This is a genomic window from Rathayibacter sp. AY1B6, from assembly GCF_002932755.1.
Taxonomy (GTDB): domain Bacteria; phylum Actinomycetota; class Actinomycetes; order Actinomycetales; family Microbacteriaceae; genus Rathayibacter.
This window is the reverse complement of the sequence record NZ_PSWL01000018.1, coordinates 14,564-38,831: the sequence shown is the minus strand read 5'-3', so window position 1 is coordinate 38,831 and position 24,268 is coordinate 14,564. Positions and strand designations below refer to the sequence as shown.

Here is a 24,268-nt window from a genome sequence, read left to right as displayed (position 1 = left end):
GACTCGCGGACGGGACCGCGGCGTCAGCGTCCCCGACGCGACGAGGAGCGCCGGCTGCTGCTGCTGCTGGTGGCGGACGTCGGGCGCTTGGCGGCGGCGCGCTTGGCCTTCTGCGACTTCGAGATGCGCTTCGCGGCGAAGGTCAGCAGGAACGGCAGGATTCGGTAGATCACGGGGTCTCCTCGGGTGCATGCGCGCGGGGGTCGCGCACCCTCCGATCATGGAGCGGTCCGAGGATCCGCGGCACCCGTTGCGCCGCGACCGGCGCTGTGCAGAGCTCAGCTGAGCTGCGTGCGCTCCACCCAGTCGAGGTACTCCGGAGTGACGGTGCCCGTGACGTACTCGCCGGTGAAGCAGCTGGTCTCGAGATCGGGGACGTCCGAGCCCTCGAGGATCGCCGCCTTCATGTCGGCGACCTCCTGGTAGATCAGCTGGTCGGCGCCGATCGCCTCCGAGATCTCGGGGATGCGGCGGTTGTGGGCCACGAGCTCCTGGCGCGAGGGCATGTTGATCCCGTACACGTGCGGGTAGCGCACGGGAGGCGCGGCGGACGCGAAGGTGACCGTGTTCGCGCCGGCCGCGCGGGCCATGTCGACGATCTCCTTGGAGGTGGTGCCGCGGACGATCGAGTCGTCGACGATCAGGACGTTCTTGCCCTTGAACTCGCTCGACATCGCGTTGAGCTTCTGGCGCACCGACTTCTTGCGGACCGCCTGCCCGGGCATGATGAACGTCCGGCCGACGTAGCGGTTCTTGTAGAAGCCCTCGCGGTACTCGATCCCGAGCTTCTGCGCGACCTGCATCGCAGCGGGGCGCGAGGAGTCGGGGATCGGCATGACGACGTCGATCGCTCCGCCCGGGGTGTACTGCGCGATGGTGTCGGCGAGGCGGTCGCCCAGGCGCAGGCGCGCCTCGTAGACCGAGATGCCCGACATCACGGAGTCGGGGCGGGCGAGGTAGACGTACTCGAACGAGCACGGGATGAGGCGCGGGTCCTTCGCGCACTGGCGGCTGGCCATCCGGCCGTCGGGCGTGATGAAGACCGCCTCGCCGGGAGCGACGTCGCGCACGATCTCGAAGCCCTGCGCCTCGAGGACGAGCGACTCGGAGGCGACCACCCAGTCGTCCGGAGCCCCGGTGTTGCTGCGGCGGCCGACGATGAGCGGGCGGATGCCGAAGGGGTCGCGGAACGCCAGGAGCCCGACGCCGGCGATCAGCGCGATGGTGGCGTAGGAGCCCTCGACGCGCTCGTGCACGCGGGCGACGGCGTCGAACACCTCGTCGGCGTCGAGGTCGCGGCCCGACATCGACGCCTGCAGCTCGTTCGCCAGCACGTTGACCAGCAGCTCCGTGTCGGAGGTGGTGTTGAGGTGCCGGCGGTCGATGCGGAAGAGCTCCTCTGTGAGCTCGCGCGTGTTCGTGAGGTTGCCGTTGTGGACGAGGATGATGCCGTACGGCGCGTTCACGTAGAACGGCTGCGCCTCCTCCTCGCGCTCGGCGTTGCCCTTCGTCGCGTAGCGCACGTGGCCGAGGCCCATGGAGCCCAGCAGCGAGCGCATGTCGCGGGTGCGGAACGCCTCGCGGACCTGTCCCGCGGCCTTCTTGATGTGCAGGGTGCTGCCGTCGGCGGTCGCGATGCCGGTCGAGTCCTGGCCGCGGTGCTGCAGGAGGGAGAGGCTGTCGTAGATGGACTGGTTGACCGGTCCGGAGGACACGATCCCAACGATTCCGCACATGCCGGAGGGGCTCCCAAGGGGATAGCAGGGGGGTTTGACGGTCCATCCTGGCACGCGGGGGACTCATCCCCTAATGGTTCGCCGTGGGCGGATCCGTGGCTCCGGGGGTGCTCAGGGCGGCGCCGACCGGCGGATCGGCCGGATGCCTCTCGCCGCTCGGAGCCGGCGCGCGCGCCCGGGCGAGGTGCCGGCGGAGGTGCGCGCGCGATCCTCGCCGGCGCGGAGAACCGGGGCGGCGGACCCGGATCCGCGCCGCGGCGGGAGGGGCCAGTCGGTAGGGTCGTCGCGTGAGTGATGAGACGAGCAGCTACGCCCGCGCAGGAGTCGACACGGCGGCGGGGGACCTCGCCGTCGAGCTGATGAAGTCGGCGGTGTCGGCGACGCACGACAGCCGCGTCCTCGGCGGGGTCGGCGGCTTCGCGGGCCTGTACGACGTCTCCTTCCTCCGCGACTTCCGCGCCCCGCTCCTCGCGACCTCGACCGACGGCGTCGGCACCAAGGTCGCGCTCGCGCAGGCGATCGACAAGCACGACACCATCGGGCAGGACCTCGTGGGCATGGTCGTCGACGACATCGTCGTGGTCGGCGCCCGGCCCTTCTTCATGACCGACTACATCGCGTGCGGCAAGGTGGTCCCGGCCCGCATCGCCGACATCGTCGCCGGCATCGCGCGCGCCTGCTCCGAGACGGGCACCGCGCTCGTCGGCGGCGAGACGGCCGAGCACCCGGGCCTGCTCGGACCCGACGACTACGACGTGGCGGGCGCGGCGGTCGGCGCGATCGAGGCCGACCAGGTGCGCGGCGCCGACCGCGTGCGCGACGGCGACGTCGTGGTGGCGATGGCCTCCTCCGGACTGCACTCGAACGGCTACTCGCTCGTGCGCCACATCCTCGCCGAGCGCGGCATCGGCTTCACCGATCGCTCCGAGGAGCTGGGCGGCGTGGTCGGCGAGGTGCTGCTGGAGCCGACCCGCCTCTACACCCGTCCCCTCCTCGACCTGCTCGACGACGCCGGGCTCGGCCCGGCCGTCCACTCGATCAGCCACGTCACCGGCGGCGGCATCGCGGCGAACCTCGCCCGGGTGCTGCCGCGCGGCTCGTGGGTCGAGGTCGAGCGGGCGAGCTGGAGCCCGTCCGACGTGTTCCGCGCGCTCGCCGGGATGTCCGGCGCGACGCTCGAGAGCACCGAGGGCACCTGGAACCTCGGCATCGGCATGTTCGCCGTGGTCGCGGCGGAGGCGGCCGACGGCGTGATCGCGCGCCTCGAGCGCTCGGGCGTCCCGTCGTGGGTCGCGGGCCGCGTCTCGACGGCCGCGCGCGGATTCGAGGGCTTCGAGCAGGGCGCGAAGGGCGTCGACGGCGGAGCGGTCCGCCTGGTCGGGTCCTACGCGGGCTGACCTCCGGAGGCGCCGCGGATCAGCGCGGTGCGGCGTGCGCGCGCTCCCAGGAGTGCTCGTGCCGGGTCAGCAGCCACGAGCCCGCAGCGCAGAGGGCGCAGGCGGCCGCGGTGGCGAGCAGAGCGGACGCCCAGGTCGGAGCGTCGCGGCTGACGAGCAGGTTCGCGGAGGCGACCAGCACGCCGAGGCCCGCGCCCGCGCTGGTGCCGAGCACGAACGGACCGTCGCGGCGGCTCGCGACGCGTACCGCGACCATGCCGGCGACCGCTCCCGCGCCTCCGACCACTCCGATGCCGACGCCGGATGCGGCTCCCATGAGCAGGCCGAAGCCGATCAGTCCGGGCGGGCCGTCGGCGGCGAGGACGCCGGGCAGGTAGAGGACCAGGGCGACGGCGGCGCCGACCGCGCCGCCCACCAGGATCGCGCCGACCAGCAGGGCGGCGGTGACGTAGCCGATCCGCGCGAGAGGTCGCGCGGATCCTCCGGGTTCGAACATTCGCGACTCCATCGACGCGGGCCCGCGGGGCAGCGGGCGGTCCTCGGACAGTACGCCCGAACGCCTCGCGGCGGAACCGCCGTCGGGGATCGGGAGGGCTAGCGGCGGAGTGTCTCGCTCGGGAGCTCGCCGAAGCGTGTCGCGTAGTGCTGGGCGAAACGACCGCCGCTGATGAATCCCCAGCGGGCGGCGACGTCGCCGACCACCAGCGAGCCGATCGATCCGGCCGAGAGCTCCTCGTGCGCGCGCTCGAGGCGGACGTCGCGCAGGTAGCGCCTCGGGGTCTCGCCGAAGGCGCGCTGGAAGGCCAGCTGCACGCCGCGGACCGTGAGCCCCGCCGCGTCGGCGATGTCGGCCACTCCGAGGGGCAGGTCGGCGTTGGCCTGCACGAACTCCACGGCCCGGCGGAGGCGCCGCGCGCTGACGGAGGGAGGGACGGCCGGCAGCGGGGCGATGCGGTGGGCGAAGGTCTGCAGGGCGGCGATCGCGGCGATGCGCGCGACGCCGTCGCGCTGCAGCACGGTGGGCGTGTGCGCGGAGGCGAGGGTGTCGCGCAGGAGCCGGACGGCCGCCCACCAGGCCGTCGTGTCGCGCGCCACGGGGGCGAACTGCAGCGGGCCGGGCTCGGTGCCGTGCAGCTCGGCGGCGATCGCCTCGAGGTGGGCGGCCTCGAAGTGCACGAGCGCGTCGCGGTACTCGAGGGCCTCGAAGCCGAAGGGCCGGCCGCTCGGGAACATGGCCGGGCGCCCGACGACGAGGCGGTGCTCGTCGCGCCCCAGGTCGAGCAAGGCGCGCCCGGCGGTCAGCCAGAGGGCGACGTAGACGTCGCTCGGGGCCACCGTGCCGCGCACCCGGCCGAGGAACGAGGCGGAGTGGAGGCTCACGGGCCCGGGCCCGGTCGTCGTGTAGCGGAACGCGAACGGCACGACCGAGCGCTCGGCCCGGAAGCCGGAGCCGTTGTACGAGCCGGCGTAGAAGTCGCGCGCCTCCTCGAGGTCGTTCCCGCGACGCTCCGACTGCCACACGGGCAGCTGTGCGGGCGGGGAAGAGCTCATCCGGTCAGTGTCCCAGGGGGCACCGACAATCTGCACTCCGTGGCGGAAAGCGGGAGAACGTGCTCAACCGAGCGACCCGCGCTCCAGATGGAAGAGGGCGAGCGCGGCCACCGCGGCCGTCTCGACGATCGCCCCGGAGCGGACCATCTCCGCGATCTCCGCATCGGGGAACCACTCCTGCCGCATGTCCTGCTCGGTGTCCTCGCGCTCGTGCTCGCCGTGCTCCAGCCCCTCGGCGAGGAAGACGTCCACGGACTGCGCGACGAAGCCGTACGCCTCCGCGAGTCGGCCCAGGTGGGCCAGGCGCTCGGCCCGGAGGCCCGTCTCCTCGCGCAGCTCGGCGCGCGCGAGCGCCTCGGCGTCGCCGCCGGACGAGCCGTGCGGCCAGCCCCCGGCCGGGAACTCCCACGCGCGGCGGCCGATCGGGTACCGGTACTGCTCGACCAGCCAGAATCCGCCGCGCTCCCGCGGGAGCACGAGGGCGTAGTCGTCGCGCTCGACGACGGAGTAGACGCCGCGCGTCCCGCCCGGCCAGAGCACCTCGTCCTCGCGGACGCGGATCCACGGGGTCTCGTAGGCGACCCGCGTCGACAGCTGCCGGACGGCGCCGTCGGCCGCGTCCCCGCGGGGCGGATCCTCGACCGACGACTGCCCGGTCGCCCGGTCCTCGCCCGCCGGATCCTCGCTCGCACGCGAAACGGGGCCGCCCCGAGGGAGCGGCCCCGTCTCGCGGGAGGAGTCACGCACGCTTCTGGTGCGGCTCCTCGACGAGGTCCGTGTCGTCGCCGTCGTCCTCGGCGTCGATCCACTTCGAGTAGTCGGGCTCGTCCGGGTGGCTGAGCTCGCGCTCGAGCGCGCTGTAATCGACCGCCGGGCTGAACGACTTCAGCTCACGGGCGATCTTGGTGTTCTTCGCCTTCTGACGGCCGCGCCCCATGGGTGACCCCCTCACGATGACAGGCCAGACGGGCAGTGAGCCGGCTGGGGAAAAGAGCAGACAGGGAAAGTTGAAATCTACGCGGTAGTTTAGCAGACGGGGGACACGCCACCCCGGGCCTCGATCTGCCGGACGGCAGCCCATCCTCGACCGCGTCAGGAGCACCGTGGACAGCGTCGCCCCACCGCGCCCCGTCGTGGTGATCGGCGCGGGCCAGGCGGGCCTGTCCGTGGCCTACTACCTGCGCCGTCTCGGCCTCGTCCCCGGGCGCGACCTGGTGATCCTCGACCGTGGCCCGGAGCCCGGTGGGGCCTGGCAGTTCCGCTGGGAGGCGCTGCGGCTCGGCTCCGCGCACCGCGTGCACGATCTCCCCGGAATGGAGCGGATGGGGCTGTCGTTCCGCACGGCCGACCACCGGCGTCCGGCACGGGACGTGGTCCGCGAGTACTACGGGCGCTACGAGGAGGAGCTCGGTCTCGAGATCCGCCGTCCGGAGTCGGTGCGGCGTGTCACGAGCGCGACGCCGCACGACACGGGGTCGCCGCTCGTCGTCGAGTCCGACCGCGCGGTCGAGCGCGCGAGCCTGCTCGTCAACGCGACCGGCACCTGGGGCTCGCCCTTCGTCCCGCACTACCGCGGGCGCGACCGCTTCCGCGGCGTGCAGATCGACCCGACCGAGTACGTCCGCGCCGAGGACTTCGCCGGCAAGCAGGTGCTCGTGGTCGGCGGCGGCACCTCGGCGATCGGCTTCCTGCTCGAGCTCGAGCGGGTGGCGCGCTCGCTGACCTGGGCGACGCGGCGGCCGGTCGTCTACCACGACGGCGAGCAGCTCGCGATGGAGTCGGCGGTGGAGGCGGTGGCCGAGCAGGACCGCGCCGCGCGCGCCGGCCTGCCCCTCCCGAGCATCGTCGGCGGCACCGGCGTGCAGCGCACTCGCCGGGTGGTGGCCGGCATCGAGCGCGGGCTGCTGCACGAGCGGGGCATGTTCTCCTCGATCGAGGAGGAGGGCGTGCGCTGGCCCGACGGCTCCTTCACGCGCGCCGACGCGATCATCTGGGCGACGGGCTTCCGGCCGGAGCTGCGCCACCTCGCTCCGCTCGGACTGCGCGAGCGCGAGGGCGGCATCGCGGTCGCCGACGGCGCCTCGCTGACCGATCCGCGCGTCTTCTTCGCCGGCTACGGCCCGACGGCCTCCACCATCGGGGCGAACCGCTCGGGCCGGCGCATCGCGCGTGCGGTCGTGGCGCGCCTTCCCTGAGCGCGACTGCCTGAGCGCGCTTGCCTGAGCGCGGCGGCCCCGACCGGCGCGGCGCCTCAGATCCTGCCGTCCCAGTCCACCGGCACCACGGAGCCGCGGTAGCGGATCCCGTGCACCCGGATCGGCCCGGCGAGCGCGGGCGAGAGCGGCGCGACGACCAGGGTGTCGCCTCCGCTCCGAAGCCCTCCCGGGCGAGCCCGGTGACGGCGATCGCGGTGTCGTGGGCCCAGACCGAGCCTCCGTGGTACGAGAGCGGCCAGTAGCCGCCCGAGCCGGTGTCCGAGGGGTCCGCAGGCCGACCGACGTGCCGCTGCCGCTGTGGACGCTCAACTCGGTGATCGTCACCGTGTTCGTCACGGTCGGCCGGGTCTTCTTCGACTCGCTGGCCGGCTACGCGCTGTCGCGACTGCGCTTCCGCGGACGGGGGCTGCTGTTCGCGCTGTTCATCGGAGTGATGAGCGTGCCCGCGGTGGTGCTGCTGATCCCGCGGTTCCTGATCCTCGAGCAGCTCGGTCTCTACGACAGCTACGCCGGGATGATCGTCCCGCTGATCGTGGACGCGGCGGGGATCTTCATCATGAAGCAGTTCTTCGACTCGATCCCGCTCTCCCTCGAGGAGGCCGCGCGGATCGACGGGGCCGGGGTGTTCCGGACCTTCCGCTCGATCGTGGTGCCGATGGCGCGTCCGGCGATCGTGACGCTGTTCATCCTGTCGTTCCAGGGGTCGTGGAACGAGTTCTCGCACTTCGTGGTGTCGCGGCAGTCGCCGGAGCTCAACACGCTGACGACCGGAGTCGCGTCGCTCGTGTCGGGGCAGCTGGGCACCGGCGACCAGTACCCGCTGCAGCTCGCGGCCGCGGTGCTGATGTCGATCCCGGTCGCCGTGCTGGTCTTCGTCTTCCAGCGGCGGATCATGAACACGACCGAGGGCGCGGAGAAGGGCTGACTCGGGCGCTGCGGAGAGCCCCCTGCTGATCGGGCAGCCCGCGCAGCGCGCATCGAGATCCGTGTCCGTGCGGAGGGTCTCGACACGTCCCTGCGGGGCTGCTCGATCAGCAGGGGAGCCGCTACTTCGCGAGGAACTCCAGGACGACGCGGTTCCACTCCTCGGGGTGGCTCACGGTCACTCCGTGGGGGGCGCCGTGGACAACGTGCAGCTCGGAGCCGGGGATCGCCGCGTGCGTGCGCGCACCGGAGCCCTCGAACGGAACCGTGCCGTCGCCGTCGCCGTGGATGACGAGCGCGGGCACCGACACGTTCGGCAGGTCCTCGCGGAAGTCGGTGGTCGCGAACGCCGTCATGCAGGCGAGCGCCGCGTGCTTGGCCGACTGCTTCGCCAGAGCGATCGCCTCCTGACGCTGCTCCTCCGTCACCTTCAGCACCCCGTCGACCGAGAAGAAGTCGGTGGTGAACTGGTCGTAGAAGTCGTCCTCGCTCTTCGTGAGTCCGGCCGTCATCTGCGCGGCCTGCGCCTTCTCGAGCGGGCCGTCGGGGTTGTCGTCCGTCTTCATCAGGTACGGCGGGACGGCCGAGGCGAAGACGACGCTGTGCAGGCGCTCGGCGCCGTACTTCGTGAAGTAGCGGGCGACCTCGCCGCCTCCCATCGAGAAGCCGACCAGGGTGACGTCCTGCAGGTCGAGCTCGGTGAGGAGGGTGTGCAGGTCCTCGGTGAGCGTGTCGTAGCTGTAGCCGGTGAGCGGCTTGTCGCTGCGCCCGAAGCCGCGGCGGTCGTAGGTGACGACGCGGTAGCCGGCCTCGGCGAACGCGGGGACCTGCTCCTTCCACGACTCGCCCGAGAGGGGCCAGCCGTGGATGAGGACCACGGGACGTCCCGATCCGCCGGTGTCGTCGACGTGCAGGTCCGTGTCCTTGAAGAGTCCGTGGCGGGCGGTGATCTCGGCCATGGCGAGTGCTCCTTCCGGCGCCGACGATCGGCGTCACCTGATGTTCGAGGACGTCGCTGTGTGTGGATGGTGGGGGCGAGGAGGGTTGACAGCGCCCGTCATCCCGCCATGACCGCTGCCGCGAGCCCCTCGAGCGCCGTGCGCAGCCCCCCGCTCACGGGCAGGCGGGCGTCGAGCAGGGCGTTCGCGGCGGCGACCAGCACGGGCGCCGCAGGGGAGGAGAGGACGGTGAGGCCGGACGGCGGGCGCACGTCGCCCGAGGGCCGCGCCACCAGGACGAGCCGGGAGCCGGAGGCGCTCGTGGTGATCGTCGCTCCCGATCGGGCGGGCAGCACGGCGAGGGTGCCGCGGGTGACGACCGCGCGCTCCTCCCGGCATACGACCGTGAACGCGCCCTCGAGCGGGAGCAGGAGCACCACCGATCGCGAGTCGGCCCGGGGACTCGGGCGGAACTCGATCGACCCGGCCGAGTGCCAGATCCGCCGGAGGAGCAGACCCTCGGCCGTGGCCTCCTGGCCGGTGACGGCGAAGGCGGGATCGGGCCCGGTCTCGGCGTGGCGGGCGTGCAGCCAGCGCCGGGCGGAGTCTCCGCGGAGCGGCATCGTGCGGATCTGCGGGTCGGACACTGCGGCGGCTCCAGGACTACGGCGGATCCGAGCCCGTCGGGACAATGAGGAACCATCATTCTAGTGGCCCCGGCCGCCGCCGGCCCGAAGTGGCGCGTCCTCACATGCGGATGCCGCCCCGGCCGCGCTGAGCGCGACGCCGGAGCGGCATCCGAAGGGTGGTGCGGACTACTGGAATCCGCCGCCGCGGTCCTCCGGGTCCTCGATCGGGTCGGAGTCGGGAGTGTCGATCGAATAGGTCACGTGGACCGACTCGCCGACCTCCTTGGCGGAGACGGCGTTGTAGACGAGGTGCGTCTCCTGGCCGTCGACGGCGGCGTAGACGTCGACCTCCTTCTCGTAGCCCCCGTCGGTGCTGACGCGGTTCTCGGTCTGGCCGTCGAACGGCCCGCCCTGGAAGAAGGCGAGGTAGCTCTCGCCGTCGGCGAGTGCGCGGATGTCGTTGCTCATGCCCCCAGGTCTACCACTCGCCGCCTCCCCGCCGCTCGGCCTTGCGCTCAGGCCACGAGCCGCTGCGTGACCGAGGCCCTCGGCCCGCTCAGCGCGTTCTCGGCGAGGGCGCCGTTGACCAGGGGCATCTGCGGAGGCTGGTGCCCGGTGTCGACGTCGAGGATCACAGGCACGCCGAGGTCGCCGAGAGCCCGCCGCACCGCGTCCTCCTGGCTCAGTTCGAGCAGCGAAGCGCCCTCGGTCCGTCCGATCAGGACGCCGTTCGCCTGCTCGAACCAGCCCGCGAGTCGGAGGGAGGTGAGCATCCGGAGCGCCGAGACGGCGTCGGACCCGGCCGCCTCCAGGTAGACGACCGTCCCTTCCGGAGCGTGCCGTCGAGCGAAGCCGGGCACGTCGCCGTAGGGCGTGCCCGCAAGCAGGGACACCGTCTCGAGGCATCCGCCGATCAGACGGCCGGACATCGTCACGTCCGCGGCTCCGTCGAGCGATCGCCAGTGGGTCGGCTCCTCGTAGGCGCGCTCGCGGCCGAGCGGCTCGTCCACCCACGCGCCCCACGGGCGGCTCCGGCGTCGCGGCGCGGCGTGCTGCGTGAACGCGGCTCCGGGCTCGAGGGCGGCGACCTCCGTCCAGCGGTGGAACTCGACCGGCAGCTCCCACGGCTCGTCCATCAGGTTGGCGCCGTGGATCGTCGCGAGCCCGGTCATCGTCGTCAGGGGCAGGAGCAGCGTCGAGACGTCCGACCAGCCGACGAACCAGGGCCGGGCCTCTGCGAGGGCGTGCCAGTCGAGCCTCTCCACGAGCTCGAGGGCGAGCTCGCCACCCCACGGAGGAAGGATCGCGTCCCCACTCCGGAAGGCGTCGTGCAGATCGGCTGCTCGATCCGCGGCGGGCGCCGGCACGAGTCCGCCCGTGAGGGCGTGCGGCCGGACCCGGACGTCGTAGCCCGCCGAGCCGAGACGGCGGACGGCGTCCTGCAGCCGGTCGTGCAGGTGCTCGGAGACTCCCATCGAGGGCGCGGGCACCTCCACCCGGCCTCCGGCGCGGAGGGGTGCAGGGTACGTGATGCTCGCCATCCGACGACGCTAACGCGCCGCGGGGCGACGGACCGCGGATGCACCGTCCGGCGAGTACCTCAGCGCCCTCCTCCCCGATCCGCCGGCCGTCCGCCGAGCGCGAGCGACGCGCCTCCGATCCAAGACCTTGAGCCGCGCGGTCGTCTCGACGGGGCTGTCACCTGCGCCGATGCTGCTGCCGCTCACTCGGGGAGGAGCTCAAAGCCACCGGGCCGGTCGCCGAGGGGTGAGGCGCGCGCGGTGACCGCGCCAGGACGGCCGCTCGCTCAGCCCGTGATCAGGCCGGTGAGGCGGTCGGCGGCGGCTCCGACGGTCGAGACCGCGCTGAGCGTGACGAGGCAGGCGATGCCCCAGAACCAGGTGCGACCGGGCGCCCCGGCGCTGCGCCGCTCGAAGGCGAGCCACCACGCGCCGACCACCGAGACACACGCCGCGACGACCGAGCCGAGCGACATGCGCACGTACTCCTCCGGGCCGGGGGAGGACCAGGCCGTGGTCGCGAGGACGATGAGGAGCGGTACCACGATCATGCCCAGCGCGCCGAGCAGAACCGCGTGGAGGTGGCTGCGGGGAGGAGCCCCGGCCGTGGTCGTCGTCGCGGTCCGTATCCGTGTCGTGTCCATGCTGCGTCCCCCGTCGCCGCGGCCCGGTCCGCGTTGCCCCGACGCTATCCGCTCGCCGTTCCGCCGTCACCCCGGATGGCGATGATGCTTCTGGACGAGAACCTGAACGAATCTCGCCCGCCTGTCTCGTTTTATCGACGTCGGCTCGGTTTCTCCGGCAGGCTAGACGGGTGTGCACGACTCGAGGGGAGTATTCGGACATGAGCAGTCGACGGAACCGGACGACGGCGTCGAGGACGCTCACGCCCTGGACCGCCCTGGCGTTCGCGCTCGTGGGGGCGTTGGCCGGTGCCGGGGTCTCGACCGCCGTGGGCGCGAAGGATCCGTGGAGCGCGGTGATCACCGCAGTGATCGTCGCGGTCGTGCTCCTGGCCGGGTGGGCGCTACAGAACGTCCGCTCCCGGCGGCACTGACCATCCGCCCGCGCCGCCCCCGCGGAACGCCGAGAACGTAGGATGTCCGGGATGACGATCGGACGCCGCCTCTTCCTCTCGGGAGCCGCCACGGGAGTCGGGCTCCTGGCCCTCGCGGGCTGCACCCCGTCGCGTCCGACGCCGACCCGCTCCGTCACGAAGGCCCCCGTGCCGACGCCGAGCACCACCGCCGTCCCCGCGCCGTCCGCGTTCGTGCGCTCCGCCTGGGCCGAGGATCCGTACGCGCTCGGCTCCGTCTCCTACCTGCCCGTCGGCGCGACGCCGCAGCACCGCACCGACCTGGGCACCGCGGTCCTCGACCGCGTCTTCCTCGCGGGCGAGGCCACCGACACGGAGGCGCCCGGCACGCTCCAGGGCGCCTGGAACTCCGGGGTCCGCGCAGCCGCCGAGATCAGCGCCGTCGCCGACGAGGGCGAGCGGATCGCGATCGTCGGGGCCGGTCTCGCCGGAGCGGTCGCCGCGCGGCGCCTGTCCGACGCGGGCTTCGACGTCACCGTGGTGGAGGCGCGCGAGCGCACCGGCGGCCGCATCGCGACCGCGACTCGGGACGGCTGGCCGATCGCCGTCGAGACCGGGGCCTGGGCCCTCACCGGCGCGGGAGCCGCCCTGCGCGAGAGCATTGCGGACGCGGGCGTGGTCACGACCGCGGTCGACCTCGCCGACGTCCGCTCGAGCGACGCCGACGGCGCGGCCCTCGACACCGGCACCACGGGAGCCGATGCTCTGACCCGCGCGCTCGAGTGGGGAGCGGAGCAGCCGGAGGACCTGGCGCTCGCCGAGTCGTTCGCCGGCTCCGGAGCGCCCGACCCCGCCGAGGCCGAGCCGGGCTCCGGCGACGGCGACGCCGCCCGCGTGGCGGCGCACCTCGCCGGCACGACCGCGCTGCGCACCGGCGCCGCTCCCGAGGAGCTCTCCTCCTGGTACGGACTGGGCGACGCCTCCGCCGCCACGACCGCGGAGGAGCTGAGCGACGACTCCGGCGACGCGCTGCTGACCGACGGGCTCGCGCCTCTGGTCGACACGCTGCTCGCCGACGTCGAGGTCTCGCTGCGCGCCGTGGTGAGCGGCATCGGCTACACGGAGACCGGCGTCAGCATCCGCCTGGGCACCGGCGAGTCGTTCACGGCCGACCGGGTGCTGGTCACCGTTCCGATCGGGGTCCTGCAGACGGACGCGATCGCCTTCGACCCGCCGCTCCCGTTCGCGCAGCGCGCGGCCGTCGCGGCCCTCGGCTCCGGTGTCGTCGAGACGCTGTGGCTGCGCTTCGACGAGGCGTTCTGGGAGACGGGCGGACCGGCGCGCTGGTCGCTCGTCGGCTCCGAGGCGGGCATCACCGAGTGGCTCGACCTCCAGCCGTCGACCGGTGAGGCGGTGCTCGTCGGGCTGGTCGGAGCGGATCAGGCCCTCTCGCTGCAGGACCTCAGCGACGACGAGCTGGTCACCCTCGCGCAGACGGCGCTCGAGCCGTTCGCCGTCGTCGCCGGCTGACGAGCTCGCGGAGCCGCGCCAGCGGCCCCCGCCACTCCGACGCGTGCGCCGCCCCGAGCGGCCGCACCCGGCTGAGCGCGAGGACGAACGCGGCGATGCCCGAGATCAGGCTCAGCACGATCACGTCGTAGAGAACGAACATCACGGGTCCGTCGACCTGGCCGGGGTCGAGGAAGAAGTACGGGTACCAGCCGATGAGGGCCCCGCGGACCAGGGTGATGACGCCCCAGACGATCGGGAAGCCGAGCACGGTCAGCGCCCCGCGCCAGGCGACCGGGCTGCGGCCGGGGCCGAGGATCCAGTCGAGGATCGCGAGCGTGGGGATCACGAAGTGCAGGAGCGCGCTCGACCAGGGCACGTCGACCCGCACGCCGCGGTTGTTGGCCTCGACCGCGATCAGCCCGAAGACGATCCCCGACACGACCATGTAGGTGAGCACGAGCGCCCGCACCGTGCTGAGCCAGCGCGGCTCCCGCTCGCGCGCGAGGGCGACCAGGCCGGACAGGCCCAGCACCACGACCCCGGCCATGTTCGACTGCGTCGTGAAGTAGGCGAAGAAGTTGTCGATCTGGAACGCGCGGAAGCCGAGCGTGTAGAAGAAGTCGCCGACGAGTCCGACCGCGCCCAGCCCGGCGAGGGCCAGGCGGAGGATCGCGAACGCCTTCCGCACACCCGCTCCGATCCGTCGCCGCTGGGCCCGGAGGGCCGGACTTCCGGACGATTCTACGGTCGCCGCGCTCGGAGCTCCCCGAGCGCGGAGCTCCGCCGGACGGGGGAGGCGGGCCCCGCGGAGGCGGCCTAGCGTGGAGGAATGGTGCGCGCGCAGGGCGGGAAGGGTTCGGGTCGGATGTCGACGGAGGAGGCGTCTCGGCGCTGGAACGCGGTCACCGGTCCGCTGTTCCTCGCGGCGGGAGCCGTCTTCGCGGTCCTCGGGAATCCGGTCTGGCCGGTGTTCCTCGTCCTGGGGATCACGTTCCTCGGGCTGACCGCCGGCCCCGGGAAGCCGGCGCGCCGGAGTGGCGCGCAGGGGCCGGATCGCGATCGGTGACGCCCGCTTCGCGACGCGGACACTCGCCGGTCGCATCGCCGGGATAACGTGCGTGTCATGCCCTTCACGCCGAGCCACGCCGTCGTCGCGCTCGCGTTCTCGAACGGCCGGATCCCCGCCGCGGCCGTCGCCGTCGGCGCGATGGTCCCGGATATCGGCATGTACCTCCCGATCGCCGTCGCCCGCGAGTCCACCCACTCCCTCCTCGGCGTCGTCACCGTCGACCTGCTGCTCGGGATGCTCGGCCTCGCGCTCTGGAGCGCGGTCGTCGCTCCGGCCTGGCGCGACCTCGCACCCGCGCTGATCCGCTCGCGCCTGCGTCCCCGGCGCTCACCGCCCAACGGGGCAGCCGAGTGGATCCGCGTGCTCGTCTTCGCGGCCGCCGGCATCGCCATCGGAGCCGCCAGTCACGTGATGTGGGACGGCTTCACCCACCGGGGCGGCCTCTTCGTCTCGGCGATCCCGGTGCTGCAGCAGGAGCTCGGACCCTTCCCCGGCTTCCGGTGGGCGCAGTACGCGAGCGGCGTGCTCGGGCTGCTCGGGCTCGGGATCGGCGCGGTGGTCTGGTACGTCGGCCGCCGTCCCCGGAAGCTCCGTTCCGACGGCCGGCAGCCGGTGCGCATCGCGGCCGCGGCCGTGGTGCTCGCGGCTGCGGTGGTGCCCGCCGGGATCGTGCTGGCGGGGGCGGGCATCGATCCGCTCGACGCCGCCTACCGGGCGCACGTGGTGCGGGCGGCGGTCCTGCTCGTGGGAGGCGGTGCGGCGGCCGCGATCGCCGTCGCCGCGGTCTGGTGGCTCACCGGCCGAGGGGTGCGCGGGGCCGTCGTCTGACACGGCGGAGGACGAGCCTGTCGTCTGAAGGGATCACGGGCATCCGTCGCGAGGAGGATGCGCAGGTGCATAGCCCACCGATAGCGTCGGACACGGCCCGTTGGGGCGGGCCGCCTTCGGGGGAAGGCACTAAGGGGAAATCGGGGGCTCGCGGCACACGCCGCGGGCCCTCTACCCGTCTGCGGGCCTCGCCGCCTCAGCGCCGCTTCGAGCGCGGCCGGTTCTGCGCGGCCGGGCGCTGCGGGATGCGCGGGGCGCCCTCGCCGGCGGCACCCTGAGGGAGCGAGGACGCGGGCGGGATCGGGCGACGGGTCACCGGGCGCACCGGCTCGCCGCGGCGCGTCTGGCCGGGGATCGGCCGCGAGCGGCGCCCGTAGATCAGCTCGGACGAGTCGAGCAGCCACGGCACCAGCGCCACCGTCACTCCGTGCACCAGCAGGAGCTTCTGGCGGATCCGCCGCGACTTGTGGTTGTGGAGGAACGCCTCCCACCAGTGCCCGACGATGTACTGCGGCATGTAGACCGTGGTGATCTCGGAGCCGTGCTCGAGGCGGTGGGCCTTGATGTACTTGATCAGCGGGTACGAGATGTCGCGGTACGGCGAGGCCACGCAGCGCAGCGGCACCTCGATGTCCATCTGCGCCCAGTCGGCCTTGAGCTGCGCGGTCTGCGCGTCGTCGATGGAGGAGTGCACCGCCTCCAGCGTCTCGTGCCGCGCCGCGATGGCGTAGTCGAGCGCCTTCAGCGTGGGCTTGTTCATCCGGCCCACCAGCACGATCGCGTGATCGCCGTTGGCGCCGAAGGTCGTGGTCGGGTCGACCTCGATCTCCTTCTCGACGTCGCGGTAGTAGCGGTAGACGCCGGCCATCAGGACTCCGAGGATCGGCATCACCAGGTAGACGAGCCAGGCGCCGTGGGTGAACTTCGTGATCGTGACGACCACGAGGACCGCGAAGGTCAGCGTCGCGCCGAACAGGTTGATGGCCAGGCTCGTGTAGACGGTGCGCGAGCCCTCGCCGTTGCGGATCATCCGCACCCAGTGCTTGACCATGCCCGACTGCCCGAGCGTGAACGAGACGAAGACGCCGATGATGTACAGCTGCACGAGGCTCGTGAGCGAGGCCTGGTAGACGAGCAGGATGATCGCGGCGACGAGCGCCAGGATGATCACGCCGTTGGAGTAGATGAGGCGGTCGCCGCGGGTGTTCAGCGACTTGGGCGCGTAGCCGTCGCGGGCCAGCACGGACCCCAGCAGCGGGAAGCCGTTGAAGGCGGTGTTCGCCGCGAGGAGCAGGACGGCGGCGGTCGCGGCCTGGATGATGAAGAACAGGATCGTGTTGTTGCCGAACGTGGCGGCGGCGACCTGCGCGATGACGGAGCGCTGCGGGGTCGTGGCGCAGTCGGCGAATCCGACCAGGTGGCAGGCGTTCTCGGCGTAGTGCACGTTCGAGAGCAGGGCGAGGGCGGTCAGGCCGACGAAGAGCACGATCGCGATCGTGCCCATCGCGACGAGGGTGCGCTGGGCGTTCTTGACCTTCGGGGCGCGGAACGCCGGCACACCGTTCGAGATCGCCTCGACGCCGGTGAGCGCCGCGCAGCCGCTCGCGAAGGAGCGCAGCAGCAGGAGGACGACGGCCGCCTGCGTGAGCTGCTCGCCCTGCACCGTGAAGCCCGCCGACTCCGCCACGGGGGTGTCGCCGAAGGCGGTGCGGACCAGGCCGACGACGACCATCACGAAGACGCTCGCGACGAAGAGGTAGGTCGGGATCGCGAAGGCGCGGCTCGACTCCGAGACGCCGCGGAGGTTCACGGCCGCCAGCAGCACCACGAAGAGGATCGCCAGCTCGACCCGCAGCGGCGCGAGCTCGGGCACCGCCGAGATGATGTTGTCGACTCCGGAGGCGACCGACACGGCCACGGTGAGCACGTAGTCCACGAGGAGGGCGGCGGCGACCGTGAGGCCCGCCGTCTCGCCCAGGTTGGTGCGGGCGACCTCGTAGTCGCCGCCGCCGGACGGGTAGGCCCGGATCAGCTGGCGGTAGCTCAGCACCACCACGACGAGGAGGACGACCACGCACGCGGCCACCCAGGGGGCGAAGGTGAGGAAGGAGAGCCCGCCGAGCAGCAGGATCATCAGCAGCTCCTGCGGCGCGTAGGCCACGGAGGAGAGCGGGTCGCTGGCGAAGATGGGGAGCGCGAGCCGCTTCTGCAGCAGCTGTCCCTCGAGCTTGTCGCTGGGGAGCGGCTCGCCGATGAAGAAGTGCTTGGCGGTGCGCAGCTCGGTCGCGTCGGCCGGTGATCCGTCCGCGGCGGACGGGGGGCCCTCGTGTGTCACGAGCGATGACACTACTCCGTACGAGGGGGCAGTCAAGACGGCCGGGAGCGGGCCGAGCGGAGGCTGATCTCGCCCTGTGACCGGGAGTTTCCCGGTGCGGCGGGCAGCGGCGGCCGGCGTGCACGCGGGCGGAGCCCCGAGCGGGGGGTCAGCGGCCGTCGCGGGTCGCGGCTCCGATCAGGCCGGTGAGGCTGTCGCGGAGCGCGGTGAGCTCCTCGAGGGGGACATCGAGCCGCTCCACGATCTGCGGCGGCACCTGCAGGGCCTGCTCGCGGAGGGCCGCCCCGGAGGGGGTCAGTGCGACGTCGAGACGGCGCTCGTCCTCGCTGCTCCGGGCCCGCGTGACGTGGCCGCTCGCCTCCAGGCGCTTCACGAGCGGGCTGAGCGTCGCGGGCTCGAGGCGGAGGGCGGAGCCGAGGTCGGCGAGCGAGCGGGGGCTGCGCTCCCAGAGCGCGAGCATCACGAGGTACTGCGGGTGGGTGAGCCCGAGCGGCTCGAGCACGGGGCGGTACAGCCCGATGACGGTGCGCGCCGCGACGGCGAGGGAGAAGCAGACCTGGTTCTGGAGGGCGAGCGGATCGGTTTCCACGGCGTCATCCTCTCATCGTGCCCTGATGGTTAGTACACTAAGGGTATGACGCGGAAGAAGACCGGCTCCCTCTACCAGCGCTTCAACGCGCGGCTGTTCCCCTGGATCGGCCCGCCGCCGCTCGGCCCCTACGACCAGCCCGAGCAGGAGGCGCCTGCGGGGCAGGCCTGCCCGCTCTGCGGCCGGCCGATGTCCGAGCACGTCATCGACCGCTCCGGTCCGCGCACCCAGCTGTACTGCCCGAGCGACCCCTCCTGAGTCGCACGCCCCCGTTCGGGGGTCAAGGGCTTCGGGCGGCGGGGGCGGATGATGAGCGCATGCCCCGTCTGAGCCCCACCGCCGCCCGCGTCGTCCAGTACAGCCGTTTCGGCGACGCGGACGTCCTCGAGATCGTCGAGGTCGAGCGGCCGAAGCCCGGAGCGGGCGAGGTGCTGGTCGAGGTGCTCTCCGCCGGGGTGAACCACATGGAGGCGTTCATCCGGCAGGGCCAGTTCGACTCCGACCACTCCGCCGCCTTCCCGATCCGCCAGGGCACCGACTTCTCGGGAGTCGTCGTCGCCCTCGGCGAGGGCGTCACCGACATCAAGCTCCGCAGCGACGTGGTCGGCCACGCGCTCGTCGGCTCGCACGCGACCCACGTCGTGGTGCCGCGCCGCAACCTCGTCGCCAAGCCCGCCTCCGTGAGCTGGGAGGTCGGCGGCGCGCTGTTCCTCGCCGGAGTGACCGCGTGGCGCGCGCTCGAGGCCACCCGCGTCGGACCCGACGACACCGTCCTCGTCTCCGCGGCGGCCGGAGGGGTGGGCAGCCTCGAGATCCAGCTGGCGAAGCTCCGCGGCGCGACCGTGATCGGCACCTGCGGCGAGCGGAACTTCGACTACCTCCGCCAGATCGGCGTGAAGCCGGTCGTCTACGGCGACGGGATCGCCGACCGCATCCGGGCCGCGGCGCCCGGCGGGGTCACGGTGTTCCTCGACAACTTCGGCGGGGAGAACGACGCCCTCGCCGACGAGCTCGGCATCGCGGCGGGCCGCTTCCACTCCAGCGACGACCGCAAGGAGATCGAGCTCCGCGCCGTCTGGCCCGACGCCGAGACCGCCCAGCGCGACACCGAGATCCTCGGCGAGCTGGTCGGCCTCGTCGCCGACCAGAAGCTGCGGGTGCTCGTCTCGGGCTTCTACCCCTTCGACCAGGTGCAGGACGCCTTCGACGACCTCGAGAAGCGCCACTCGCGCGGCAAGATCGTGCTCGGCATGAACCCGGTGGATCCGGCGAAGGTCACCAAGGCGCGCGACATCCACGAGGCCGGCCGCTAGCCGCACCCTCCCGGCGGCTGTCCGGGCTGATCTCCGAGCGGCCACAATGGGGCCGTGGCGCGCGGACGCCCGGGAGGAGTGACGCGATGGAGGAGCCCGTCGTCGCGATCGTCTGGATCGTCTCGTTCGTGGTGGTGACCGTCCTGGTCACCGGGCTGTCGGGGCGGGTGAACTGGTCCGCTCCCGTGGCGCTCGTCGCTGTCGGGGCCCTCGCCTCCTTCGTCCCCGGGATCCCGGAGGTGGTGGTCGAGCCGGACGTGGTGCTGTTCGGGATCCTCCCGCCGCTGCTCTACGCGGCGGCGATCCGCACCTCCGTCCTCGACGTCCGGGCCCGCGGCGACAGCATCCTCCTGCTGTCGGTGGGGCTGGTCGTGTTCACGGTCGCGGTGGTCGGCGCGGTGGCCTGGATGGTCGTCCCGGCGATCACGGTCGCCGCGGCCCTCGCGTTCGGCGCGATCGTCGCGCCGACGGACGCGGTGGCGGTCACCGCGATCGCGGGGCGGCTCCGCCTGCCGCGGCGGATGCTCACGGTGCTCGAGGGCGAGAGCCTCCTCAACGACGCGACCGCCCTGGTGGCGCTGAACGCCTCCCTCCTCGCGATCGTCAGCACGGTCACGCCCGGGCGCATCGCGCTCGACTTCGTGCTGGCCGTGGCGGTGGGCGGCGGAGTCGGGATCGGCATCGCCGTGCTGCTCGGGTTCGTGCGCAAGCAGGTGCAGTCGTCCGTCCTGGACACGAGCCTCTCGCTGGTGACGCCCTACGTCGCGTTCATCCCGGCGCAGCTGCTGCACGGCTCCGGGGTGCTGGCGGTCGTGGTCGCGGGCCTCTACCTGGGCTATCGGGCGCCCGTCATCCAGTCGGCGCAGGCGCGGATCGCGGAGTCGCTCAACTGGCGGACGATCCAGTTCCTGCTCGAGAACGCGGTCTTCCTCTTCATCGGGCTGAGCCTGTCGTCGGTGGTGGAGGCGACGGCCGACTCGGGCATCGGGGTCTGGCAGACGGTCGGCATCGGCGCCGCCGTGCTCGCGGCGCTGGTCGGGAGCCGCGTGGCCTGGATGTGCATGACGACGCTGCTGTTCCGGCACGGCCCGCGCCGGCTGCAGCAGCGCGGGTGGACCTGGCCGACCGCGATCGGAGTGTCGTTCGCCGGTATCCGCGGCGTGGTCACCCTCGCCGCCGCGTTCCTCCTGCCCGCGGAGACGCCGCAGCGCGCGTTCCTGCAGTTCCTCGCCTTCATCGTGGTGGCGGGGACGCTCGTCGAGGGGCTCGCGCTCCCGCGGCTCGTCCGCGCCCTGAAGCTGCCTGCCCCGAACGAGATGCAGGAGCACGTCGAGAAGCAGATGCTGCTCGCGGAGGCGCAGGCGGCGGGGCTCGCCCGGCTCGACGAGGAGCCGCAGGACGGCGTGGAGGACCGCGTGCTCGACCGGCTGCGACGCAACGCCACCTTCCTCGCCGACGCCCTCGAGAACCCGCCCGAGGGCGAGGGTGTGGAGCCGCTCCCGCAGGCCTACAACCGGCTCCGGCGCGTGATGATCGCGGCCGAGCGGGAGGCGGTGCTCCGCGCCCGTGCCGAGGGGCGGTACCAGGAGCCGGCGGTGGTGAGCGCTCTGGCGTTCCTCGACGTGGAGGAGGAGGCGCTGGCGGTCGGGCGGCAGTAGCGCCGAGAGGGCGGGGACCCCGGGTGGGATCCCCGCCCTCTCGGCGGTGCGGTGTCCGGGCTCAGCCCAGCGTGGAGCGGACCGAGGCGCGGGCCTCGTCGAGCGCGGCGCGCAGGGCGTCGACGCTCCCGGTCGTCACGGATCCCGAGGAGGCGGCGGTGCGCAGCTCCGCGCGCAGCTCGTCGCGGAACTCGGTGAGCAGCACCTCGGCGTCGCGCAGGGCGATCCGCGAGGCGGTGCGCGCGTCGGTCGCGGCCGGGGCGGCCGGTGCGGTCCGCTCGGTCTGCTCGGGCCGCTCGGTCGGGGTGCCGGGCGTGTCCTGCGGACGCGGCTCCTCCGCGGAGTGCTCCGGACGGCGTCCGGGCTCGCGCGAGTCGCGGGCGGCGCTGGCGAGGTCGGCGCGGAGGCTCTTCATCGCCTCCGCGACGCCGAGGCGGACCTCGTCGGCCAGGCGGCGGACGGAGTCGGTGAGCTCCTCCTCGATGTCGCCCAGGTCGGTCGCGCGGTTCGCGAGCTCGGCCCGGCCGGCGTCGGTGATGGAGTAGACGGTCTTGCGGCCGTCGGCCTCCTTGGTGACGAGTCCCTCCTCCTCGAGCTTCGCGAGGCGCGGGTAGACCGTGCCGGCGCTGGGCGCGTAGGTGCCGCCGAAGCGCTCGCTGAGCGCCTGGATGAGCTCGTAACCGTGGCGCGGTGACTCGGCGAGGAGGTTGAGCAGGTAGAGGCGCAGGCGGCCGTGCGCGAAGACGGGGCTCACAGCGAGCTCCCGTCCATCGGGCGCGGGCCGTCGGCGGGGCCGGAGCCGGGGGAGCCCCAGCCCTCGCCCACTGAGGCGGAGGCGGCGGCGACGGACCGGCGGACGACGACCACGTCTCCCGAGACGGAGTTGGCGGCGACGTCGACCCACTTCGAGTCGAGCGAGCCGGTGGTCGAGGTGAAGCCCCGGCCGAAGGTGCCCTTGACGACGGTGCCGTCGAGCTGGAGCGTGCCCGAGACGGTGTTGATGCGGTAGCGGGCGCCGAGGCCCTCGTCGACGCGGATCGTGAGGTCGCCACTGACGGTGTTGGCCTGGATCCGGTCGGGGGTGCCCTCGGCGTCGACGAAGACGCTGCCCGAGACGCCGTCGACGGTGAAGCGGGTGAGGTCGCCGGTCGCGGTGACGTCGCCGGAGACGGTGCGCGCGGTGACGCGGCCGGTGTGGCTGCGGACCGAGAGCTCGCCGTGGACGGTGTTCACCTCGATGTCGCCGTGCAGGCCGTCGACGACGATGTCGCCGCCGACCGTCGAGACGCGGGCGTCGCTGTGGAGGCCCGAGACCAGGCCGTCGGCCGAGACGGTGTCGAACTTCAGGTCGACGCCGCGGGGGACGAGGAGGCTGATGTCGGCGCGGTCGCCGCGGCGGCCGAGGCCCTTCACGACGTCGACGATGGTGTCCCAGCGGAGCTGGACGTGGTCGATCTCGAGGCGGTCGCCGTCCATCGAGACCTTGAGCGGGCGGCCGTCGACGCTGTGGACCTCCACGCGAGCGGTCGGCTCGTCGTGGGCGATGACGTCGATCTGGCCGCCGACGAGGGCGACCTTGACCGAGCGGACGACGTCGAGGTCGATGACCTTCGTCTCGCCGGCCTGTACGAGCCATTTCTCGAGGGACATGAGCTCCTCCTCCTGCACCGGGGTGCCTTCTGAAACGCGATACATCGCGAGTGGACGACAGTCACGATATATCTCGATCACGCCACTCGGCAACGGGGTTCGGCCGGTTCCCAGCGTCGAGCGGCCGGGACAAGGGGCGGCGCCGTGGCGGGCCGGCGCCGCTGTCGAGGGGGTGAGGGCGCGGCGGGCGCCGTGGTAGACCGGGCGCATGGACCCGATCGCGGCACTCGAGGAGATCGCAGCACTGCTCGAGCGGGAGCGGGCCTCGCGCTACCGGGCGAAGGCGTTCCGCCGCGCGGCCGCGGTGCTGGAGGGGATGGCGCCCGCTGAGCGGGACGACCTCGCCCTCGTGCGACGGGCCTCCGGGATCGGCGACACGACCTTCACCGTGATCGAGCAGGCGCGATCGGGCCGGGTGCCCGACTATCTCGCGGAGCTGCGCGGCTCTGCTCCTCCGCCCGCGAGTGCTCTGCGGGGACGGCTGCGCGGCGACCTCCACAGCCACAGCGAGTGGTCCGACGGGGCGACGCCCGTCCTCGCGATGGCGGACGCCGCCCGCGCGCTCGGCCACGAGTACCTGGCGCTCACCGACCACTCGCCGCGGCTCCGAGTCGCCCACGGTCTCAGCGCGGAGCGGCTGGAGGAGCAGCTGACCCATCTCGCGGGCCTCGACACCGGGACCCTGCGGCTGCTCAGCGGGATCGAGGTGGACGTCCTCGAGGACGGCGCGCTCGACCAGACGGACGAGCTGCTGGACCGTCTCGACGTGGTCGTCGCGAGCGCCCACTCGAAGCTGCGGCTGCCCTCCCGTGAGATGACGGCCCGGCTGGTCGCAGCAGCGTCGGATCCGCGGACCGACGTCCTCGGCCACGTCACCGGGCGGCTGGTGTCGGGCGAGCGCGGCACCCGCCCGCCGTCGACCTTCGACGCGCGGGCCGTCTTCCGGGCGTGCGCCGACCACTCCACCGCCGTCGAGATCAACGCCCGCCCCGAGCGCGAGGACCCGCCGGACGAGCTGATCGCGCTCGCGATGGAGGCGGGCTGCCTGTTCTCGATCGACAGCGATGCGCACGCCCCGGGCCAGCTCGGCCTGCTCGACTACGGAGCGGAGCGGGCGGAGCGGCTCGGCGTCCCGGAGGAGCGGATCGTGACCACCTGGCCGGTCGAGCGGCTCCTGGAGTGGACCCGCGGCTGAGGATCCTCGCGCGTTTCGCAAACGAACTGCGGCCATCACCCCCTTGACAGGAGGCCGTACCGTGGGAGGAGATCCGGCGCAAGTGGCGAAATCCCAGCCGCCCGCGCGGCATGCTCGGTACCGGTCCGCTCCTCCTGGGCCGCTCCAGCGGTCGGGAGTCGCGCTCCGCCGC

Annotated in this window: 26 protein-coding genes and 1 pseudogene; 11 read left to right on the top strand and 16 right to left on the bottom strand. The window is 73.0% G+C overall.

Annotation, left to right across the window (positions count from 1 at the left end; genetic code table 11):
* Positions 1-23: 23 nt before the first annotated feature.
* Both C5D08_RS17015 and purF read right to left on the bottom strand, forming a co-directional pair.
* Entirely contained in the window at positions 24-173 is a 150-nt protein-coding gene (locus C5D08_RS17015; RefSeq protein WP_181110107.1) for a hypothetical protein, read from the bottom strand.
* A gap of 105 nt (positions 174-278) precedes the next feature.
* Positions 279-1,736, bottom strand: coding sequence for an amidophosphoribosyltransferase (gene purF, locus C5D08_RS10960; RefSeq protein WP_104277058.1), 1,458 nt, complete (start codon positions 1,734-1,736; stop codon positions 279-281).
* A 287-nt stretch (positions 1,737-2,023) separates the two neighbouring features.
* On the opposite strand from purF, the gene purM reads away from it, so the two are divergent.
* A complete protein-coding gene (gene purM, locus C5D08_RS10955; protein WP_104277057.1) occupies positions 2,024-3,133 on the top strand; it encodes a phosphoribosylformylglycinamidine cyclo-ligase in 1,110 nt (369 codons plus the stop codon).
* Positions 3,134-3,152: 19 nt separating this feature from the next.
* On the opposite strand, the gene C5D08_RS10950 is transcribed toward purM, so the two are convergent.
* The 4 genes from C5D08_RS10950 to C5D08_RS10935 all read right to left on the bottom strand — a co-directional run bounded on the left by C5D08_RS10950 (position 3,153) and on the right by C5D08_RS10935 (position 5,621).
* Complete coding sequence (locus tag C5D08_RS10950) at positions 3,153-3,629, bottom strand: hypothetical protein (protein ID WP_104277056.1); 477 nt, start codon at positions 3,627-3,629, stop codon at positions 3,153-3,155.
* Positions 3,630-3,727: 98 nt separating this feature from the next.
* A complete protein-coding gene (locus C5D08_RS10945) occupies positions 3,728-4,684 on the bottom strand; it encodes a helix-turn-helix transcriptional regulator (RefSeq protein WP_104277055.1) in 957 nt (318 codons plus the stop codon).
* Positions 4,685-4,747: 63 nt separating this feature from the next.
* On the bottom strand, positions 4,748-5,431 hold the full coding sequence (locus C5D08_RS10940) for an NUDIX hydrolase (protein WP_258067380.1): 684 nt from the start codon (positions 5,429-5,431) through the stop codon (positions 4,748-4,750).
* Entirely contained in the window at positions 5,424-5,621 is a 198-nt protein-coding gene (locus C5D08_RS10935; RefSeq protein WP_097167615.1) for a DUF3073 domain-containing protein, read from the bottom strand. The genes C5D08_RS10940 and C5D08_RS10935 overlap by 8 nt, the downstream gene beginning before the upstream one ends.
* Positions 5,622-5,787: 166 nt before the next feature.
* Between C5D08_RS10935 and C5D08_RS10930 the strand changes: the two genes are divergently transcribed.
* Together C5D08_RS10930 and C5D08_RS10925 are read left to right on the top strand one after the other, a co-directional pair.
* A complete protein-coding gene (locus C5D08_RS10930) occupies positions 5,788-6,879 on the top strand; it encodes an FAD-dependent oxidoreductase (protein WP_104277054.1) in 1,092 nt (363 codons plus the stop codon).
* Between the two features lie 313 nt (positions 6,880-7,192).
* Positions 7,193-7,825: pseudogene (locus tag C5D08_RS10925) on the top strand (carbohydrate ABC transporter permease); the annotation flags it as partial.
* A gap of 121 nt (positions 7,826-7,946) precedes the next feature.
* Here the strand turns inward: C5D08_RS10925 and C5D08_RS10920 are convergent.
* The 5 genes from C5D08_RS10920 to C5D08_RS10900 form a co-directional block, all read right to left on the bottom strand.
* A complete protein-coding gene (locus C5D08_RS10920; protein ID WP_104277052.1) occupies positions 7,947-8,783 on the bottom strand; it encodes an alpha/beta fold hydrolase in 837 nt (278 codons plus the stop codon).
* A gap of 98 nt (positions 8,784-8,881) precedes the next feature.
* A complete protein-coding gene (locus tag C5D08_RS10915) occupies positions 8,882-9,409 on the bottom strand; it encodes a hypothetical protein (RefSeq protein ID WP_104277051.1) in 528 nt (175 codons plus the stop codon).
* 168 nt (positions 9,410-9,577) lie between these two features.
* A complete protein-coding gene (locus tag C5D08_RS10910; RefSeq protein WP_104277050.1) occupies positions 9,578-9,859 on the bottom strand; it encodes an oligoribonuclease in 282 nt (93 codons plus the stop codon).
* Positions 9,860-9,906: 47 nt separating this feature from the next.
* Positions 9,907-10,932: a S66 peptidase family protein gene (locus C5D08_RS10905; protein WP_104277049.1), complete on the bottom strand. Its 1,026-nt coding sequence runs from the start codon at positions 10,930-10,932 to the stop codon at positions 9,907-9,909.
* Positions 10,933-11,198: 266 nt separating this feature from the next.
* Entirely contained in the window at positions 11,199-11,555 is a 357-nt protein-coding gene (locus tag C5D08_RS10900) for a hypothetical protein (protein WP_104277048.1), read from the bottom strand.
* Positions 11,556-11,755: 200 nt separating this feature from the next.
* Between C5D08_RS10900 and C5D08_RS10895 the strand changes: the two genes are divergently transcribed.
* Together C5D08_RS10895 and C5D08_RS10890 are read left to right on the top strand one after the other, a co-directional pair.
* A complete protein-coding gene (locus tag C5D08_RS10895) occupies positions 11,756-11,968 on the top strand; it encodes a hypothetical protein (protein WP_104277047.1) in 213 nt (70 codons plus the stop codon).
* Between the two features lie 51 nt (positions 11,969-12,019).
* Complete coding sequence (locus tag C5D08_RS10890; RefSeq protein WP_181110105.1) at positions 12,020-13,477, top strand: NAD(P)/FAD-dependent oxidoreductase; 1,458 nt, start codon at positions 12,020-12,022, stop codon at positions 13,475-13,477.
* Here the strand turns inward: C5D08_RS10890 and C5D08_RS10885 are convergent.
* Complete coding sequence (locus tag C5D08_RS10885) at positions 13,428-14,147, bottom strand: Pr6Pr family membrane protein (RefSeq protein ID WP_104277045.1); 720 nt, start codon at positions 14,145-14,147, stop codon at positions 13,428-13,430. The genes C5D08_RS10890 and C5D08_RS10885 overlap by 50 nt on opposite strands.
* Before the next feature lie 141 nt (positions 14,148-14,288).
* Here C5D08_RS10885 and C5D08_RS10880 point away from each other — a divergent pair, with 141 nt between their 5' ends.
* Together C5D08_RS10880 and C5D08_RS10875 are read left to right on the top strand one after the other, a co-directional pair.
* Positions 14,289-14,525, top strand: a complete 237-nt coding sequence (locus C5D08_RS10880; protein WP_104355562.1) for a hypothetical protein — start codon at positions 14,289-14,291, stop codon at positions 14,523-14,525.
* Positions 14,526-14,582: 57 nt separating this feature from the next.
* Entirely contained in the window at positions 14,583-15,356 is a 774-nt protein-coding gene (locus C5D08_RS10875; protein ID WP_104277043.1) for a DUF4184 family protein, read from the top strand.
* A 196-nt stretch (positions 15,357-15,552) separates the two neighbouring features.
* Here C5D08_RS10875 and C5D08_RS10870 read toward each other — a convergent pair whose 3' ends face one another.
* Positions 15,553-17,634, bottom strand: a complete 2,082-nt coding sequence (locus C5D08_RS10870; protein ID WP_104277087.1) for an APC family permease — start codon at positions 17,632-17,634, stop codon at positions 15,553-15,555.
* Between the two features lie 205 nt (positions 17,635-17,839).
* On the bottom strand, positions 17,840-18,280 hold the full coding sequence (locus tag C5D08_RS10865) for a MarR family winged helix-turn-helix transcriptional regulator (RefSeq protein WP_104277042.1): 441 nt from the start codon (positions 18,278-18,280) through the stop codon (positions 17,840-17,842).
* Between the two features lie 45 nt (positions 18,281-18,325).
* Here C5D08_RS10865 and C5D08_RS10860 point away from each other — a divergent pair, with 45 nt between their 5' ends.
* From C5D08_RS10860 to C5D08_RS10850, 3 genes are all read left to right on the top strand, one after another.
* Positions 18,326-18,538 carry a hypothetical protein gene (locus C5D08_RS10860; protein WP_104223750.1) on the top strand — a complete coding sequence of 71 codons (213 nt, stop codon included), beginning with the start codon at positions 18,326-18,328 and terminating at the stop codon, positions 18,536-18,538.
* A gap of 59 nt (positions 18,539-18,597) precedes the next feature.
* Positions 18,598-19,593, top strand: a complete 996-nt coding sequence (locus C5D08_RS10855) for an NADP-dependent oxidoreductase (RefSeq protein WP_104277041.1) — start codon at positions 18,598-18,600, stop codon at positions 19,591-19,593.
* Between the two features lie 86 nt (positions 19,594-19,679).
* Positions 19,680-21,251, top strand: coding sequence for a sodium:proton antiporter (locus C5D08_RS10850; protein WP_104277040.1), 1,572 nt, complete (start codon positions 19,680-19,682; stop codon positions 21,249-21,251).
* 61 nt (positions 21,252-21,312) lie between these two features.
* Here C5D08_RS10850 and C5D08_RS10845 read toward each other — a convergent pair whose 3' ends face one another.
* Together C5D08_RS10845 and C5D08_RS10840 are read right to left on the bottom strand one after the other, a co-directional pair.
* Positions 21,313-22,005 (bottom strand): PadR family transcriptional regulator, encoded by a 693-nt coding sequence (locus C5D08_RS10845; RefSeq protein WP_104277039.1) that lies wholly within the window; start codon positions 22,003-22,005, stop codon positions 21,313-21,315.
* Positions 22,002-22,901, bottom strand: a complete 900-nt coding sequence (locus C5D08_RS10840; protein WP_258067379.1) for a hypothetical protein — start codon at positions 22,899-22,901, stop codon at positions 22,002-22,004. Before C5D08_RS10840 ends, C5D08_RS10845 begins: the two co-directional genes overlap by 4 nt.
* 208 nt (positions 22,902-23,109) lie before the next feature.
* Between C5D08_RS10840 and C5D08_RS10835 the strand changes: the two genes are divergently transcribed.
* Positions 23,110-24,096 (top strand): PHP domain-containing protein, encoded by a 987-nt coding sequence (locus tag C5D08_RS10835; RefSeq protein WP_104277038.1) that lies wholly within the window; start codon positions 23,110-23,112, stop codon positions 24,094-24,096.
* Positions 24,097-24,268 lie beyond the last annotated feature (172 nt).

What these genes read in the sequence shown, in the direction of transcription:
- C5D08_RS10840 (WP_258067379.1), bottom strand. Translation starts at nt 22,901, where the DNA reads ATGTCCCTCGAGAAATGGCTCGTACAGGCCGGCGAGACGAAGGTCATC.
- C5D08_RS10880 (WP_104355562.1), top strand. Translation starts at nt 14,289, where the DNA reads ATGGTGCGCGCGCAGGGCGGGAAGGGTTCGGGTCGGATGTCGACGGAG.
- C5D08_RS10945 (WP_104277055.1), bottom strand. Translation starts at nt 4,684, where the DNA reads ATGAGCTCTTCCCCGCCCGCACAGCTGCCCGTGTGGCAGTCGGAGCGT.
- C5D08_RS10855 (WP_104277041.1), top strand. Translation starts at nt 18,598, where the DNA reads ATGCCCCGTCTGAGCCCCACCGCCGCCCGCGTCGTCCAGTACAGCCGT.
- C5D08_RS10875 (WP_104277043.1), top strand. Translation starts at nt 14,583, where the DNA reads ATGCCCTTCACGCCGAGCCACGCCGTCGTCGCGCTCGCGTTCTCGAAC.
- C5D08_RS10920 (WP_104277052.1), bottom strand. Translation starts at nt 8,783, where the DNA reads ATGGCCGAGATCACCGCCCGCCACGGACTCTTCAAGGACACGGACCTG.
- C5D08_RS10935 (WP_097167615.1), bottom strand. Translation starts at nt 5,621, where the DNA reads ATGGGGCGCGGCCGTCAGAAGGCGAAGAACACCAAGATCGCCCGTGAG.
- C5D08_RS10850 (WP_104277040.1), top strand. Translation starts at nt 19,680, where the DNA reads ATGGAGGAGCCCGTCGTCGCGATCGTCTGGATCGTCTCGTTCGTGGTG.
- C5D08_RS10900 (WP_104277048.1), bottom strand. Translation starts at nt 11,555, where the DNA reads ATGGACACGACACGGATACGGACCGCGACGACGACCACGGCCGGGGCT.
- C5D08_RS10835 (WP_104277038.1), top strand. Translation starts at nt 23,110, where the DNA reads ATGGACCCGATCGCGGCACTCGAGGAGATCGCAGCACTGCTCGAGCGG.
- purF (WP_104277058.1), bottom strand. Translation starts at nt 1,736, where the DNA reads ATGTGCGGAATCGTTGGGATCGTGTCCTCCGGACCGGTCAACCAGTCC.
- C5D08_RS10895 (WP_104277047.1), top strand. Translation starts at nt 11,756, where the DNA reads ATGAGCAGTCGACGGAACCGGACGACGGCGTCGAGGACGCTCACGCCC.
- C5D08_RS10950 (WP_104277056.1), bottom strand. Translation starts at nt 3,629, where the DNA reads ATGTTCGAACCCGGAGGATCCGCGCGACCTCTCGCGCGGATCGGCTAC.
- C5D08_RS10905 (WP_104277049.1), bottom strand. Translation starts at nt 10,932, where the DNA reads ATGGCGAGCATCACGTACCCTGCACCCCTCCGCGCCGGAGGCCGGGTG.
- C5D08_RS10890 (WP_181110105.1), top strand. Translation starts at nt 12,020, where the DNA reads ATGACGATCGGACGCCGCCTCTTCCTCTCGGGAGCCGCCACGGGAGTC.
- C5D08_RS10910 (WP_104277050.1), bottom strand. Translation starts at nt 9,859, where the DNA reads ATGAGCAACGACATCCGCGCACTCGCCGACGGCGAGAGCTACCTCGCC.
- C5D08_RS10860 (WP_104223750.1), top strand. Translation starts at nt 18,326, where the DNA reads ATGACGCGGAAGAAGACCGGCTCCCTCTACCAGCGCTTCAACGCGCGG.